This is a genomic window from Anaerolinea thermolimosa (assembly GCF_001050195.2).
GTDB classification, from domain to species: Bacteria; Chloroflexota; Anaerolineae; order Anaerolineales; family Anaerolineaceae; genus Anaerolinea; species Anaerolinea thermolimosa.
In genome coordinates this window covers 705,252-720,547 of the sequence record NZ_DF967965.1, presented here as the reverse complement: position 1 = coordinate 720,547, position 15,296 = coordinate 705,252, and the positions used below count along the sequence as shown (strand labels likewise).

At 55.0% G+C, this 15,296-nt stretch carries 13 protein-coding genes; 5 read left to right on the top strand and 8 right to left on the bottom strand.

Annotation, left to right across the window (positions count from 1 at the left end; translation table 11 throughout):
- Positions 1–182 precede the first annotated feature (182 nt).
- Positions 183–677, top strand: a complete 495-nt coding sequence (locus ATHL_RS03355) for an NADH-ubiquinone oxidoreductase-F iron-sulfur binding region domain-containing protein (protein WP_162787749.1) — start codon at positions 183–185, stop codon at positions 675–677.
- A gap of 15 nt (positions 678–692) precedes the next feature.
- The gene (locus ATHL_RS03350; RefSeq protein ID WP_062189765.1) at positions 693–2,603 is read left to right on the top strand and encodes an AfsR/SARP family transcriptional regulator; all 1,911 of its coding nucleotides are present in this window, start codon (positions 693–695) and stop codon (positions 2,601–2,603) included.
- A 136-nt stretch (positions 2,604–2,739) separates the two neighbouring features.
- On the opposite strand, the gene ATHL_RS03345 is transcribed toward ATHL_RS03350, so the two are convergent.
- The 4 genes from ATHL_RS03345 to lipB form a co-directional block, all read right to left on the bottom strand.
- Positions 2,740–2,925 carry a hypothetical protein gene (locus ATHL_RS03345; RefSeq protein WP_062189763.1) on the bottom strand — a complete coding sequence of 62 codons (186 nt, stop codon included), beginning with the start codon at positions 2,923–2,925 and terminating at the stop codon, positions 2,740–2,742.
- Complete coding sequence (locus ATHL_RS03340; RefSeq protein WP_062189761.1) at positions 2,909–4,234, bottom strand: AI-2E family transporter; 1,326 nt, start codon at positions 4,232–4,234, stop codon at positions 2,909–2,911. The genes ATHL_RS03345 and ATHL_RS03340 overlap by 17 nt, the downstream gene beginning before the upstream one ends.
- Before the next feature lie 80 nt (positions 4,235–4,314).
- On the bottom strand, positions 4,315–4,989 hold the full coding sequence (locus ATHL_RS03335) for an FHA domain-containing protein (protein WP_062189759.1): 675 nt from the start codon (positions 4,987–4,989) through the stop codon (positions 4,315–4,317).
- 89 nt (positions 4,990–5,078) lie between these two features.
- Positions 5,079–5,849, bottom strand: coding sequence for a lipoyl(octanoyl) transferase LipB (gene lipB / locus ATHL_RS03330; protein ID WP_062189757.1), 771 nt, complete (start codon positions 5,847–5,849; stop codon positions 5,079–5,081).
- 122 nt (positions 5,850–5,971) lie between these two features.
- Here lipB and clpB point away from each other — a divergent pair, with 122 nt between their 5' ends.
- Positions 5,972–8,560: an ATP-dependent chaperone ClpB gene (clpB, locus tag ATHL_RS03325; protein WP_062189754.1), complete on the top strand. Its 2,589-nt coding sequence runs from the start codon at positions 5,972–5,974 to the stop codon at positions 8,558–8,560.
- Positions 8,561–8,624: 64 nt separating this feature from the next.
- On the opposite strand, the gene ATHL_RS03320 is transcribed toward clpB, so the two are convergent.
- A complete protein-coding gene (locus tag ATHL_RS03320; protein WP_062189753.1) occupies positions 8,625–9,494 on the bottom strand; it encodes a PIG-L deacetylase family protein in 870 nt (289 codons plus the stop codon).
- 33 nt (positions 9,495–9,527) lie between these two features.
- Entirely contained in the window at positions 9,528–10,718 is a 1,191-nt protein-coding gene (moeB, locus tag ATHL_RS03315; RefSeq protein WP_236822319.1) for a molybdopterin-synthase adenylyltransferase MoeB, read from the bottom strand.
- 81 nt (positions 10,719–10,799) lie between these two features.
- On the opposite strand from moeB, the gene ATHL_RS03310 reads away from it, so the two are divergent.
- Positions 10,800–13,505: a CBS domain-containing protein gene (locus ATHL_RS03310; RefSeq protein WP_062189749.1), complete on the top strand. Its 2,706-nt coding sequence runs from the start codon at positions 10,800–10,802 to the stop codon at positions 13,503–13,505.
- Entirely contained in the window at positions 13,483–14,031 is a 549-nt protein-coding gene (locus tag ATHL_RS03305; RefSeq protein WP_062189747.1) for a GNAT family N-acetyltransferase, read from the top strand. Before ATHL_RS03310 ends, ATHL_RS03305 begins: the two co-directional genes overlap by 23 nt.
- Here the strand turns inward: ATHL_RS03305 and ATHL_RS03300 are convergent.
- Both ATHL_RS03300 and ATHL_RS03295 read right to left on the bottom strand, forming a co-directional pair.
- Positions 14,013–14,654 carry a hypothetical protein gene (locus ATHL_RS03300; RefSeq protein ID WP_162787560.1) on the bottom strand — a complete coding sequence of 214 codons (642 nt, stop codon included), beginning with the start codon at positions 14,652–14,654 and terminating at the stop codon, positions 14,013–14,015. The two genes, ATHL_RS03305 and ATHL_RS03300, sit on opposite strands and share 19 nt — an antisense overlap.
- The gene (locus ATHL_RS03295) at positions 14,651–15,259 is read right to left on the bottom strand and encodes a class I SAM-dependent methyltransferase (RefSeq protein WP_062189743.1); all 609 of its coding nucleotides are present in this window, start codon (positions 15,257–15,259) and stop codon (positions 14,651–14,653) included. Before ATHL_RS03295 ends, ATHL_RS03300 begins: the two co-directional genes overlap by 4 nt.
- Positions 15,260–15,296 lie beyond the last annotated feature (37 nt).

Genomic DNA, 15,296 nt, shown 5'->3' with positions numbered 1-15,296 from the left:
GAGGGTCTCCTTGGGTTTCGACTTCTGTTGTGGTGACAAAAGTTTACTCCCTTTGGAGATCCTCGTCTTATCCCGAATTCACGTTTCCTTACATTCTTCGAGTCGGAGCAGCAGAATATCGGAAAATCGGCACCGAGCTTTCTCCGGGGCCAAAACTCTTCTGTCTTTCGGGTGACGTGAAAATGCCGGGGCTTTATGAAGTCCCCTTCGGAATCACCTTCCGGCACCTTCTCGAAGACCTTGCCGGTGGCGTGCGCGATGGTCACTCCATGAAAGCGGCTCTGTTTGGCGGTGCTGCCGGTGCTTTCGCCACCCCCGACCAGCTCGACCTGCGTCTGACCGTAGAAGACCTGGCCGCCGCTGGCCTTCCCCTTGGCTCCGGGGTGATCACCATCTTTGATGAAACCCGCGATCTGAGAGATGTCTGCCTGCGTCAGGCACGCTTTTTTGCGGAAGAATCCTGTGGTATTTGCCCGGCCTGCCAGGAAGGCACCCGCCGGCAATGGGAGATTCTCTCCCGGCTGGTTGAGGGAAAAGGCCAGCCCGAAGATTACGCCCTTCTTCAGGATACCTCATGGACTCATCCCGACCGATCCCGTTGCGGTATAGGGCAAATGGCAGCCCTCCCTGTCTTGAGCGCGTTGAATCACTGGCCCGACCTCTTTAAAGCTCCATGAGCATTCTGAGAGAGTATGCTCGCTGAAATCGACCTGCTTCGAGCCGCTGTTCCGGCCCTCACTCCACAGATGGGCATAGCCGCTCCTGACTCGGAAGGCGGCAATCCCACAGATGGGGCCACGGCATATCTCGCAACACTGCAACAGGCCTATCTGCATACGCAGGTCGGGGATCATGCCGCGGCCATTTCTCTTCTTCAACCCCGGGAAGCTCCTCCGAGCCTGCCACAAGAGGAAAGCGCCGGGCAGATCCTCCTTGCGGTCAACTTTGCCCGGTCGGGTCAGCTGGAAGAAGCCGAAAAGAAATTTCACCGGGTACTGGCTAACAGTTTTTCATCAGACCAGAAAATCCTGGGTGCAGTGACTCTGCACAACCTGGCCTGTTGCGTCTGGATACCCCGCGGCAAATTCCATCTGGCGCTTTCTTACGGTGAACAGGCAAGTTTTCTTTTTACCCAATCGGGTATCTCCCACTGGGGGTTCCCGGCTATACAAACCCTGATTTACCTCACCATGGGAGATCAACGACAGGCCCGTAACCGCCTGCTGGAGATGGTAAACAAAGTTGAACCGGCCACCCGTATCGCCAGCATTTATTACTACCTCTGGGCACGCCTGTCACTGGACGACCAGGAATTCGATAAAGCCCACGAGTACCTGCGCCTGGGTTTACGAATCGTCACCCAGAACAGGCACCTCGACCTCGATATTCTTTTACGCATTGAGCAAAGCCGCTATTACCGTAAAACCGGCAGGCCCTCCCTCGCCATGGAATGGGCTGAAGAAGCTTTCCGTCGCGCTCAGGACCGGAAAATCCCATACTACATCGGGCAGGCAGCGGTTGAAGTCGCTCAGGTGTGGCATGAGAATCAGGAATCGGCCCGAGCCTTCGACATGCTCGAATACGCCAGCGAACTCTTTGCTTCACTTCATTGCGAGTACGAGCTGGCACGCGCAGCCTACCTGTCTGCACTCTGGAAGTTCCAGTGCCACCATCCCCAGGCCGAGCAGGCTTGGAAGCTGGCGGTTCAGGTTATTTCCAGAGGGGGATACGCTTTCCTGCTGGAGAAAGATCAGGAACGCGCGTTTCATCTCGTATCCAGCTGGATGAGAAGCGGTACTCCGGAGACCCGTCAGGTCAGCGGTCAAATCCTTCGGGCTCTGGCGAACGTGCCGCCCCCACCTCTACGCATCGTCACACTCGGTAGATTTGCGGTCTGGAAGGGACATATCCCCATCCCTTCGAAAGCATGGTTGCGCCGCCGCGCTGGTGAACTCTTCCGATTTCTCCTCCTTCAGCCAGAAAGAAAGGCCGGTAGAGAAGTAGTACTCGAAGCTCTCTGGCCCGAACACGATGCACATTCGGCTGCCGATCTCTTGCATCAGTCCACATCTGCACTGAGACACATCCTGGAACCTGACCTTCCAGAAAAGCTCCCCTCTCGATACCTGAATTACGAGGGAGAAGAAATCAGGCTTGTCCTTCCGGCTGGTTCGATCGTGGATTTTGAAGTGTTTCGCACCCAATTACGGAGCGCGGTCGCGTCTCGGCGCGCCGATGCTCTGCAAGAAGCTCTTGATCTTTATCAGGGCGAACTTCTGCCGATGGATCGGTATCGAGAATGGACCGATGCCCTGCGCACACGTCTGGCAGAACTTTATCTGGAGGGATTGGTCACCCTGGCTTCCCTTTTCCTGGAACAGGAACGCTTCACCGATGCCCTGGATCGGGTTTACCAGGCGCTTCACCTTGATCCCTGGAACGAAGAAGCGGTTCGAGTGGGGATGTTGACTTACCTGAAGTTAGGGTCAGCCCCTTATGCGTTACGACTGTATCGCCGCCTGGTTGAGGCTCTCAACCGGGAACTGGGCATCAATCCCCGGCGTGATCTTCAAGAACTGGCAGAATCCATCCAGAACCGATGATCCTGTCAGCCATCTGTCAGTAACACGGCGTATATTTGAGGTGCAGATACCCCCCATAGTTGCCTGTACCTTTCGGTGCGGTAATCAGGGGATCGCACCGGTAGAAGGACCCGCCTCAGAGACGGGTCCTCTTGATTTATTTCTGCATGAGCATTTTTACCAGTTGAAGAAATTCGTCCCATTCTTCCTGAAAGAAATGCAGGGTAACATTATTCAATTCCAAATGGTAGGTGGTCTCACCATCAGGTTCTTCTGCTTTCCAGGCCAGGTACGAATCAGTTTCGGCCAGGGTTTCGGTTTTCGGTTCATCCGGTGCGGGCATTTCTAACTCCTTGGGTCCAATGTTTGAATCGGGCTACTTGAATTCGCCCAAATTGTAACACCCACCGTGTATTGCGGCGGACAAAAAACTCCAGCGTTTTAAAAATAGGTCGGGGAGATGGCGGCCTGACGGGCCCAATGGTCTCCCAGGGGTCCTGGTCTAATAAACGGCTGATCACGTATCCCCAGACCAGCTTGAGAGTAGCCGCAACCGGCGCCGCCAGCACCACCCCCACCAGACCGAAAAGATTGGCACCCACCAGAGCCGAAACCATCACTACTGCCGGGTGAATTTGCAGGGCCTGCCCCATAAGGCGCACCCCTACCAGGTTATCCAGGATCACATCTGTAAACCAGGCCACACCAACCACCAGCGCCACATACCAGATGGGCGGAAGCCCAAAAATGGTCGAGCCCTGGAAAAATGCCACCAGCCCATAACTCGTCCAGGCAACGACTGGCCCCACATAAGGCACGAATCGTGCCAGCCCGGCCAGAAGCGCCAGCCCGATAAAAAACCGTAATCCCATCGCCCCCAGCAGCACCGTGTAAACCAGAATGGTGATCAGGATAATAAGAAGCTGCCCGCGGAGAAAGGCATTCCAGATCCCGCTTAAATATTCTCCAAACTTGCGCAAATCCTCATTGAAACCCGGAATATTAATGCGGATGAGCTGCCCTGACCCGACCCTCGCTTCGGCAAGGATAAAATAAGCCACCAGTAACGTGAAGAAAAACAGGCCCAGGAAATTAGCCGCCCCTGACGCAATCGAACCGAGCAAAGACCCTGCTCTGCCAAGCAAAGGTTGCACGATGCCAAGTAAATCCTGACTCAGGGTATTGAGATCCGAAAAATCGGGCTGGAAAGAAAACGGCCCAATGGTAATGGGAGTGGAGCTTAAATTTTGCAGGGTAGTGGGCAAATCAACCAGCGCCCGATCCAGGAATCGGATCAGACTCTGAGCCTGTTCAATCACTGCCAGCCCACCCAGAGTAATCAAGCCAAGTAAAAGGATCACAAGCAGCAAGAACAGAATCGAGACAGACCAGCGCCACGAAAGATGAGACCAGCCCGATAACCATTTGGCTGCCGGGTAGAGCAGGTACGCTAAAACCACCGAGAAAAGTAAGGGGCCAACAATGTGCTCAAAACGATTGAACAGCCAGGCCAGAATAGCAAAAATTGCCAGCGCTACAACCAGCTTGGTTGTGCTGCCCCAGGTCGTGTCATTCTTCCTCGCGTTTTTCCCCGGCCGGTCAACCAGAGTACGCCTGCGAATTCTACTGCCGGAGTACTGGCTAATAGGCATACCTGCTCCTCACTTTAAAAGCAGAAAAGGGTTCAGGTCAGCGTTACTCCACCCCGCCCTGCCCGGCCATAAAAAATACCTCACGGGCATGCGCCTGCCGGCCAGATAGGGAACTGGCACCAAAATTCAAGGGGTGCATTCCAGAGGAAAATGCCGATGCAAAGACACGTAACCACCAGAATGACCGCCAGGATGATCAATAGAATCATCACGGTCCGGTTTTGAGAACGGGGTGGTTCAGTTTCTGCCACATAAGGAACCTGACCAGCATAAGCTCCCTGAGAAGGCAGGGGAGCCTGCCCCTGGTATCCTGCCCCCGCAGGCGGAGGGTATACCGGCATCGGCGCAGGCTGCGCCTGGGGATAACCGGGCGTGGGTTGTACCGGCGATTGTACCGGCCCTGGTTGCGCCGCCTGGACACTCGCTGATGCCACCGTGGCCTCGATATCCGGCAGGTTGAGCTCAAACACCAGGGTCACACGCTCACCGAGGGTGATCACCTCGCCAATGCGTAATGGATACGGCCCGGTTAATCGCTGCCCCCCTACAAAAGTACCATTCGTCGATCCAAGGTCTTCCAGGACATACGTGTTCCCCTGCAAATACAACCGGGCGTGACGCCTGGAAATTTCGGGATCGTTGATGACCACTTCATTGTTTAAATCGCGTCCGATCAGAATTTCCCCCTTTTCGAGAGGAAAAACCTTCCCCGCAGTTGGACCGGAGCGCATCACCAGACGAAAGCTGGAAGGCATAGGTTCCTCCTTTTTTCTTGAATGCCCTTTATAGTGTAATGATAACCCATAACCCTGTCAAATCAAGCCCGGCTGACACCTGTTTTCAGTCATTCACTCAAACCAAGACGTTGCCACCCGGCTTCCGGTTCCTTTGAAAAGACCATCTCATAACCCATAACCCTCCCGAAGGCCTCTACTATAGCATCCAGCACAGCCATGGAATGGGTAGCTCCCGCAATGTAGTCCACCAGGTTGGTCATTCTCACCCCTTCCAGACCACACGGAACAATTCCCTCCCAGTATTCCATGTCTGTGGCAAGGTTCAGCGCAAAACCATGGCGGGTGATTCCGCGGGAATCGATCTTCACCCCGATGGAAGCCACTTTGGCATAAGCTGGGGCATCTTCCTCACGATTCTCCTCTACCCAAACTCCAGTAAGCCCATCTCTGCGTATTGCCCTGACCCCCAGTTGACCCAGCGCATCAATCAGGCAGGCTTCCAACCGGCGAAGGTAACCGACGAAATCGGCCTTTCCGAGAACCCCCCCCTGCCAGTCCACCGGCGCCAGGGGGAGGATTGGATACCCGACCAGTTGACCCGGCCCATGGTAGGTAATATCCCCCCCTCGATCCACTTCCACCACCGTCAGGTTTCGTTCTGCAAGCCGTTGATCATCCAGCAGAAGATGATCGCGGTTGCCCATCCGGCCAATAGTATAGGTAGGAGGATGTTCCAGTAACAGCAACGTGGGCAGTTGCTTTCCGGCAGCGATCAGATCAGCCAGCCTGTTTTGCAACTGCCAGGCCTTGTGGTAGGCCACCCTGCCCAGCCACCACGCCTCACACCTTTTCACTGAAGTATCAACACTCGTTTCCATGGCCCTGCGCTATGTCTGAGAATGCCAGCATTTTACCCTTTTTTAATAATACTTTTATAAAAATCCGACAATCGGCGGTTATTCTCAACGTGTCAGATTTTAAAGGAATTATAGGAGGAAAAATGAACCTCGAACAATACACTCAAAAAGCTCAGGAAGCGCTGGCACGAAGCCAACAGCTTGCCCAGGATTATGGGCATCAGGCGATCGAACCGGCCCACCTGCTTCTGGCTTTAATTCAACAAGACCAGGGGATCGTACCGGCGATTGTCACCAATGTTGCCGGATCTGTGATCGCCCTGCGCGACGAGCTTGAAAGAGAATTACAGAAACGCCCCAGAGTGACGGGGAGCAATGTTACCCCGGGGCTATCCCAGCCTGTTGTAGAAGTGCTCAATGCGGCTGAACGATACGCCAAGGGCATGCAGGACGAGTATGTTTCTACCGAGCACATCCTGCTGGGGCTCACCGAGTCTGTAGAAGGGCGGCGACTCTCTCAATATGGGTTGACCAAAGATGCCATCCTGAAAGCCCTGGTTACCGTGCGTGGTACCCAGCGGGTTACCTCACCCACACCTGAAGACACCTACCAGGCCCTGGAAAAATATGGCCGCGATCTCACAGCCATTGCCAGACGCGGGAAACTCGACCCGGTCATCGGGCGAGATGAAGAAATCCGCCGCGTCATTCAGATTCTCTCCCGGCGGACAAAAAACAATCCGGCTCTCATTGGTGACCCCGGTGTAGGGAAGACGGCCATCGTAGAAGGCCTGGCCCAGCGTATCGTCAACGGCGATGTGCCCGAAGGGCTCAAACACAAACGCATCGTCCAGCTCGATATGGGCGCCCTCATCGCCGGAGCGAAATATCGCGGTGAATTTGAAGAGCGCCTCAAAGCCGTGCTGAAGGAGATTACCGCGGCCTCGGGCGAAATCATCCTTTTTGTGGATGAAATGCACACCGTGGTGGGTGCCGGAGCCGCCGAAGGCGCCATGGATGCCGGAAATATGCTTAAGCCCATGCTGGCACGGGGCGAGTTGCACATGATTGGCGCCACCACCGTCGATGAATATCGAAAGTACGTGGAAAAAGACCCCGCCCTCGAACGGCGCTTCCAACCCGTCATGGTCAACGAACCATCGGTAGAAGATACTATTTCCATCCTGCGAGGCCTCAAATCACGTTATGAGGTTCATCATGGTGTACGCATCACTGATCCGGCTGTAATTGCGGCCGCCACACTGTCTGAGAGGTACATCACCGACCGCCATCTGCCCGATAAAGCCATCGACTTAATCGATGAGGCCGCTGCACGCCTGCGCACCGAGATCGATTCCAAACCTCAGGCCATTGATGAAATCGATCGGGCAATCATGCAGCTGGAAATTGAACGTCAGGCCCTGCAAAAAGAAAAAGACAAAGCTTCTCAGGAACGCCTGCAGAAGATTGAGCGAGAATTGGCCAATTTACAGGAAGAAGCCCGCGCCCTTCAGTCGCGCTGGCAGACCGAAAAAGCCGCCATCCAGGAACTCCGCTCCATTAAGGAGCAGATCAACCAGACCGAGGTGGAAATTGAGCGCGCCGAGCGTGAGAACGATCTGGAGAAAGCCGCCCGGCTGCGTTACGGCACCCTGCGCGAACTGGAAGGGAAATTACGGGAGGCCGAAAAACGCCTGGCAGAATTGCAGGCCAACGGCGCTCTTCTGAAAGAAGAGGTGGACGCCGAGGAAATCGCCGAAGTCGTCTCTCGCTGGACGGGTATCCCCGTTTCTCGCCTGCTGGAAGGGGAAACGCAGAAGCTCCTGCACATGGAAGAACGCCTGCACGAACGCATCGTCGGCCAGGATGAAGCCGTCAGTGCGGTGGCCAACGCAGTACGCCGCGCCCGCGCTGGTTTGCAGGACCCCAACCGTCCGATTGGCTCCTTTATCTTCCTCGGCCCAACCGGGGTTGGGAAAACCGAACTGGCCCGCGCGCTGGCTGAGTTCCTCTTCGACGATGAACGCGCCATGATACGCATTGACATGAGCGAGTATCAGGAGAAGCACACCGTCTCAAGATTGATCGGTGCTCCTCCCGGCTATGTAGGTTATGAGGAAGGTGGCCAGCTTACCGAAGCCGTCCGGCGGCGTCCGTACAGTGTGGTGCTCTTCGATGAAATTGAAAAAGCCCACGCGGAGGTCTTCAACGTGCTTTTACAGCTCCTCGATGATGGGCGACTTACCGACGGCCAGGGACGAACCGTTGACTTCCGCAACACAGTCATCATCATGACCAGTAACCTTGGGTCCGAATTGTGGCTCAACCACAATGCTCAGGTGACCCGGGAACAGGTCACGCGCATCCTGCAGGCTCATTTCCGGCCTGAGTTCCTTAACCGCGTGGATGAGATTGTGGTCTTCCATCCGCTCAACCGCGAGCACCTTGCGGAGATCGTCAACATCCAGCTGCGCCGGGTCATGCGCCTCATGGAAGAACGCGGTTACCGGTTGGAACTCACACCAGAAGCTGTGCAATACCTGGCGGAGATCGGTTACGATCCCGATTTCGGAGCACGTCCGCTAAAGCGGGCAATCCAGCGCGAACTGCAGGACGCACTGGCCATGCACATCCTCTCTGGAGATTTCAAACCCGGAGACACCATCCGTGTAGAGCGCGTTCCCGATGGCCTCACCTTTACCCCGGTGGTCACCGCCGTGCCCGAAAACTAAGCCGGGCTTCTCACTGCCCTTGAACATACATCACGGGGTCAAAATTCGACCCCGTGATGTTTTTTTAATCACCACCCGAAATTCCAGCGAACAAATCGCGAACCACCTGTTCTTTGGGCCTGGCAGGTGGATAACCTCGCATATACATTTCATAAGAAAAGAAGAGCCGCCGTAAACGGCCAATGATTCCGCTCCCGGTCAAGGAACTTCCCCCCTGGCTGGCATGACAGGCTGAAGCCGCATCCCGGATCGCAGCTACCGAACGGTATTGGATCACCGCATGTACAGGGAAATGGACCTCGACAATGGAGCGCAGATCAATATCGTGGTTTTTACCAAACCGTTGCGGGTCACGCCCGAAAAGGGGCATCAATCGCACCATCCAACGGAGAAAAGTGCGCGGGATAAGATGAAAATATAATCGCTCAGCCTGATAGGGTGGGAGGTCATCCAGAATGACGTCCGCCTGAGCCGCCAGAGAAAACGCTTCTACCGTCGCCCGATGTACCGCGATGTGATCAGGATGGCGATAACCCCCAATCGGATCAAAAGTGATCACCACCTGTGGGCGAAGCAATCGGATGAAACGTGCAATCTTTAAAGCCACCTCTGTCTGTGGTTGCGCCACCAGGGCATTGGGGTGAGCGTTATCCGGTGAACCGGGCATGCCCGAATCGCGGTAACCCAGAAAGTAAACCCCTTTCAGCCCTAACTTCTCCGCCGCACAGCGCAGTTCTGCTTCACGGCGTTCAGCAGGCGAGGTGAATCCCCGCAGAAATCCTTCCTCCATCTCGCCCGCCTCTCCACGTGTGGCACACACCAGGTACACTTCGACCCCCTGCCTGGCATAATAGGCCAGGGTGCCTCCTGTTCCAAAAGATTCGTCGTCGGGATGAGCCAGAACCGCCAGTAAAATCCGTCGATGATTTTCCATAAAACAACCCTGTTCAAAATCGTTGCATTAAACTTAATACCGCTTCATGGAAGGATCTACCTGTTCTGCCCAGGCGTTAATCCCACCCTTAAGATTGACCGCCCGAAATCCCCGCTCGCGTAACGCTTTCACCACCCGGGCAGAGCGGTCTCCGGTGCGGCAGAAAACCACCCATTCTTTCGAGGCATCCAGCTCCCCCAGCCTGGAAAGCACCTGACCCGAAGGAATGACCAGAGCTCCGGGCAGTCTGGAAACCTCCAATTCCACCGGGTCGCGCACATCGAGCAGAGCCAGAGGTTCTGCCCGGGCAAGTCGGTCGAGAACCTCCCTGGGCTCCACCTGGGGAATATCTGCCCGGCTGGCGTGCCCGTGAGCAGGTACTCCGCAAAATTGTTCATAATCGATGAGATGCGTTATTTCAGGATGGTCAGAACACACCTTGCAGGCAGGGTTCTTCTTCAATTGAACGCTTTGGAAGCTCATGGTTAGCGCATCATAGAGCAAGAGCCTGCCGACCAGCGATTCACCAATCCCCAGAATGAGCTTAATCGTCTCAGTCGCCTGAATGGAGCCGATCGTTCCCGGCAAAATCCCCAGGACCCCACCCTCTGCACAGGAAGGCACCGAATCCGGTGGGGGCGGTTCAGGGAACAAACAGCGGTAGCAGGGACCCTTTCCGGCAGCAAATACACTTGCCTGGCCTTCAAAACGAAAAACCGCCCCATAAACATAGGGCTTGCCGGTCAGTACGGCCAGATCATTGATTAAGTATCGAGTCGGAAAGTTATCAGTGCCGTCCACCAGAATATCGTACGGAGCAGCAATTTCCTCTGCATTTGCAGAACTGAAGACCTCACTGTATGTATCTACCTGAATATACGGGTTGATCGAAAGCATCCGCTTCCGGGCTGATTCCACCTTTGGGCGGTTGAGGTCATCCACTCCGTGGAGAATTTGCCGCTGGAGGTTTGATTCTTCTACCACATCGTAATCCACCACACCAATTCGTCCCACCCCGGCAGCCGCCAGGTACAACGCCACAGGCGATCCCAGCCCTCCGCTCCCCACCAGTAAGACGGAGGCCTCCTTTAGTTTTTTTTGCCCCGAAAGGCCCACCTCCGGCAAAATGAGATGCCGGGAATATCGTAATAATTCAGTCTGAGTCAGTTCCTGAGTTTCCATTCTCACCTTTCTCAAATCGGAAGCCCCCTGGCAATCACTCATGACTCAGCATTATAACTTAATGGCACCCCGGTACTCAAACCGCCGTTCTGCACGTTCCCTATCTGACTTATAATAATCTCAATGCACATCATTCTCACGCATGAACAGGCCGATTTTGACGCCCTTGGCGCCATGCTTGGTGCTTACCTTATGCATAATCGAGCCACCCCGGTATTGCCAAGGCGCTTAAACCGCAACGTTAAGGCTTTCCTCAACCTGTACGGTGCTGATCTTCCATTTATTGAAATTAACGACCTCCCCAGCCAGAGCATTGAGACGGTCACCCTGGTAGACACCCAATCTCTCATCACCCTGAAAGGAATGGGGAATCACACCATTATTCAAGTGGTCGACCATCATTCTCGCCGGGAAGACTTACCCCCGGATTGGAAGGTCACCATTGATCAGACAGGGGCCTGCACCACCCTCTTCGTCGAGGGGTTGCATGAGCATAATGGAGGCATCGACCCCATCCATGCCACCCTCCTGCTCCTTGGAATTTACGAAGACACCGGTTCACTCACTTATGCCAGCACCACCCCGCGTGACGCAAGGGCCGTAAGTTACCTGCTGGAGCAGGGTGCAAACCTGCAAATTGCCAACCGATACCTCAACCCCGCACTTTCTGCTGAACAGCGTCAGGTTTACGATCAATTGCTTGCCAACGCCCGAACGATATGGATCCACGGTCAGCAGATTCTCCTGGCAACCGCTGAGGCCCCTGGAATGACGGATGAAATTTCTTCCGTCGCCCATAAAATTCGCGATCTGCTTGATCCGGCGGCGCTGTTCCTGCTCGTCCAGACCGGCGAAGGGATCCGCCTTGTGGCTCGTTCCACCAGTGATCAGGTTGATGTCTCCAAAATTGCCGCACACTTCGGTGGAGGGGGGCATCATCGGGCAGCAGCCGCCCTGGTGAAGGTGCCATCCGGCGGTACGCTTCCATATCAGACAGAAGGGGAATCTCCCCTGCAGTCCGTCGCCCGCGAGTTGGAACACATTTTGCCCTCTCACGTGCATCCCTCTACAACAGTGCGGCAGATCATGTCGGCTCAGCCTCTCACTCTCTCACCGGATACTCCCGCAGAAAAGGCGCTTCAACTCATGCAACGTTATGGCTACGAGGGGTATCCCATCCTGGAGCATGGTAAGGTAGTGGGCCTTCTCACCCGTCGGGCAGTCGACAGGGCAGTATCGCATCGCATGAATCTCACTGCTGCCAGTCTCATGGAAGCGGGTGAGGTTTCAGTCTCCCCGGACGATTCCATTGAACACGTCCGCGATGTAATGATTAACACCGGTTGGGGGCAACTCCCCGTGGTTGATCCTTCCACCGGACAGGTGGTGGGGATCGTTACCCGAACCGATCTCCTGAGGCACATCACCGGTCACGCCCCCGTACCGGGCCGGATGAACCTGGCCCGGCGGCTAGAAACCGCCCTGCCCCCGGCGAGATTGGCCCTTCTGAAGGCTGTGGCTGCCGAGGCTCGCCGCATGCACCAGGCCATTTACATTGTGGGCGGTTTCGTGCGCGATTTACTTCTCGACCGCCCCGGAGTCGATTTCGACCTGGTCGTTGAAGGAGATGCCATTGCCCTGGCCAACGCACTGACGCGGCGATTTGGCGGACGGGTGCTCGCTCACTTCCGCTTTGGTACCGCAAAATGGAAAATTGAGGAACAGCGTGAGCACCTGGCAGAGGTGCTCTCTGAAAAAAACCGCTTCAATCCTCTTGATCTCCCCGAAACCCTGGATCTGATCAGCGCGCGCACCGAATTCTACGATTACCCCACTGCCCTTCCCACCGTAGAACGCAGCAGTATAAAACTTGATCTGCACCGCCGCGATTTTACCATCAACACCATGGCCATTCGCCTCGACGGCCCACATTATGGCAACCTGTACGATTACTGGGGCGGTCTGCGAGACCTTCAGGCAGGGCTGGTGCGTGTCCTTCATTCGCTTTCGTTTGTCGATGACCCCACCCGTCAGCTTCGTGCCGTTCGCTTCGAACAGCGGTTTAACTTTAAAATCGAAGCACGCACCCTGCAATTAATGCAGGAAGGCCACCCTCTTATCCGCAATCTTTCCGGAGATCGCCTCCGTCATGAGCTCAACCTCATTCTCCAGGAAGAAAAAGCCATCGCCATGCTTTCTCGGCTGAACGAGCTTGGCTTACTTCGTGCCATTCATCCCGATATCCCCTGGTCGGACGAAGTGGCAGAATCCATCCGAAATGCCCTCAACCAGCCTGTTCCGCAGGAATGGAAGCTCCCCGAAGAAGCGGGAAACCTTCCCATCCGCATCGCACTTGCCTATCTGGTCTGGTTTGGACGTTTACCCATCGAAAAAGCCTTCAGCATTGCTGACCGCCTGCGTCTGCCGGGCATCCTTCAGACTCAGATCGTATTAACCTGCCAGTTACAGCGCGACCTGCCCTCTCTGGTGGGTCTACGCCCCTCGCAGGTGGCCTCGCGGTTAGATTCCATCCCTTCCATGGTTTTATATACCACCTATACGCTAAACAAAGACGAACCTCAGCGTGCCATCCTGGAATCTTATGCCACCCAGTGGCGTTTTATCCAACCCGTCACCACTGGAGAAACCCTCCGCGAGATGGGCCTTCCCCCTGGCCCGCTGTACAAAGAAATTCTTGGAACACTGCGAACCGCATGGCTGGACGGTCTCATCCACTCAAAAGAGGAAGAGCTGGCATTGCTTGATCAACTGCTCCAACAACAAAACCTGGAGGTCAAACCACCCCGTGGCCGAAATTACCATCCATAATCCCAAAATATCGTGGAGCGATTTACTCATTCGCCACGTCAGAGCAGAGGATCTGCCCGCTCTGGAATGGAACGGAGAATACACGCACTTCCGCCGCCTGTATAGCGAAGCCTTCCGACGTGCTCAAATGGGACTGAGCGTACTGTGGGTTGCCGATTTATCTGGTTACGGCATCATCGGGCAGGTGTTTGTTCAATTAAAATGCGACCGTCCTGAGCTTTGTAATGGAATCGACCGCGCTTACCTTTATGCGTTTCGAGTTAAAGAAGAGTTTCGCAGTCAGGGGGTAGGTGCCCGTTTACTTGCTACGGTAGAAGACGACCTGCGGCATCGAGGATTCCATTTTCTCACCTTGAATGTCGCCCGGGTAAACGAACGTGCGCTCGCCTTTTATCTCCGGCATGGGTTTCATATTGTTGCCCCGGAACCTGGCCGCTGGTCTTATCTCGATCATGAAGGGCACGTGGTTGAGGTGCATGAACCAGCCTGGCGAATGGAAAAGTCCCTCTACGGGTGCCCAGCTTGAAGTGCCTCCAGCAAAGCACTCCCACGCAATCCACGGGTCTTTGCTGCCAGGGCGTCTACCAGCTTCGCTCGAACCTGTACATTCTGTTTTTCGTCCTGGAAAAGGACAGTGAGCAGGCCAGGATTGGGCCCGGGGGCTTTACCAGGCGGAAACTGCTCCGTGATCAACAATAACTGATAAATCAGGTTTCCGAGAGCCTCCCGGTTGCCAGTATCCTCCACCACCACGGTGAAATAAAAATCTGTCTCCATAACCGAAAACGAAACCACCTGGTTATTGAGGGTATCTACACAGTTTTCACCATAAGCCACGGCCAGGGCTTCAACCCGGTTCAGACCGGCAACATCGAGGGCTCTTTGCACCTCTGCGGTAAGGTCAGGCAATGACTGTTCGGCCCAGGCATAGGCACAGGGAAGGGACGTTGGGGTCAGTGTGGCCTCATTTTCCACGGGTTGACTCCCCCCCTGTAGAGATGGCAATGGCGCCGTGTTGATCTGGCTGGGAGGGGGAGAGTCGGGGGCAAAAAAAAGCTCCACCGGGAACCTGCATCCGGTCAATACTGCCGCCAACCCGATAAGCCCCACTCTTTGCAAGACCTTTTTCTCGATTCGTCCGATCATCATGGCTTTCCTTCTGGTGGAAGGCTCCAGGTCATCCAGGTCGCCGCACGACCAAACCTGTCGAAGCTATCTTGCCGATGCAACAGAGAGAAATATTCTTTTAATCTCTGAATATCCTCTTCAGAAATCCCAATCCGGGCATCAGGTTCAGACTTAAGATGCGCATACAACAGAAAAGTTCCCGTTCGTGCCAGTAAAAAAAAAAGATTTCTCCGGTACACCTCACGCGAAGCCTGATCCAGTCCATGATAACAACCTATATCCAGAACCAGGTCGTAGGGAGGATGAAGCGGACGAAGATCCAGCACATCTCCACAGATCACTTCACCTTCCAAGCCCAGGCGGTGAAGTTTTTCCTGCGCCCGTTTCACTGCCTTGCTGACAAAATCCACTCCTGTCACCTGCCAGCCCGCCTGAGCCAGCCTTACCAGGTTTGTCCCCGTTCCACAGCCCAGGTCTAACGCCCGGCCCGGGGAGTGCTCCTCAAGAAAAGACTGCAACTCAGGCGGAGTCATGCCTGTATCCCAGGGAGGACTTCCAAGATACATCCAGGTAAAGCGCATTCGGTGCACCAGCCGCCTGAGCGTTTGAGTCCATCTCTCTTTCATATCCAAATCATAACCAATTCACCCTCCAGAGTCAAAA

Bases quoted from the DNA above. Each gene is read 5' to 3' on its own strand.
- ATHL_RS03355 (WP_162787749.1), top strand. From the start codon at position 183: ATGCCGGGGCTTTATGAAGTCCCCTTCGGAATCACCTTCCGGCACCTT.
- ATHL_RS03350 (WP_062189765.1), top strand. From the start codon at position 693: ATGCTCGCTGAAATCGACCTGCTTCGAGCCGCTGTTCCGGCCCTCACT.
- ATHL_RS03345 (WP_062189763.1), bottom strand. From the start codon at position 2,925: ATGCCCGCACCGGATGAACCGAAAACCGAAACCCTGGCCGAAACTGAT.
- ATHL_RS03340 (WP_062189761.1), bottom strand. From the start codon at position 4,234: ATGCCTATTAGCCAGTACTCCGGCAGTAGAATTCGCAGGCGTACTCTG.
- ATHL_RS03335 (WP_062189759.1), bottom strand. From the start codon at position 4,989: ATGCCTTCCAGCTTTCGTCTGGTGATGCGCTCCGGTCCAACTGCGGGG.
- lipB (WP_062189757.1), bottom strand. From the start codon at position 5,849: ATGGAAACGAGTGTTGATACTTCAGTGAAAAGGTGTGAGGCGTGGTGG.
- clpB (WP_062189754.1), top strand. From the start codon at position 5,972: ATGAACCTCGAACAATACACTCAAAAAGCTCAGGAAGCGCTGGCACGA.
- ATHL_RS03320 (WP_062189753.1), bottom strand. From the start codon at position 9,494: ATGGAAAATCATCGACGGATTTTACTGGCGGTTCTGGCTCATCCCGAC.
- moeB (WP_236822319.1), bottom strand. From the start codon at position 10,718: ATGAGTGATTGCCAGGGGGCTTCCGATTTGAGAAAGGTGAGAATGGAA.
- ATHL_RS03310 (WP_062189749.1), top strand. From the start codon at position 10,800: ATGCACATCATTCTCACGCATGAACAGGCCGATTTTGACGCCCTTGGC.
- ATHL_RS03300 (WP_162787560.1), bottom strand. From the start codon at position 14,654: ATGATGATCGGACGAATCGAGAAAAAGGTCTTGCAAAGAGTGGGGCTT.
- ATHL_RS03295 (WP_062189743.1), bottom strand. From the start codon at position 15,259: ATGAAAGAGAGATGGACTCAAACGCTCAGGCGGCTGGTGCACCGAATG.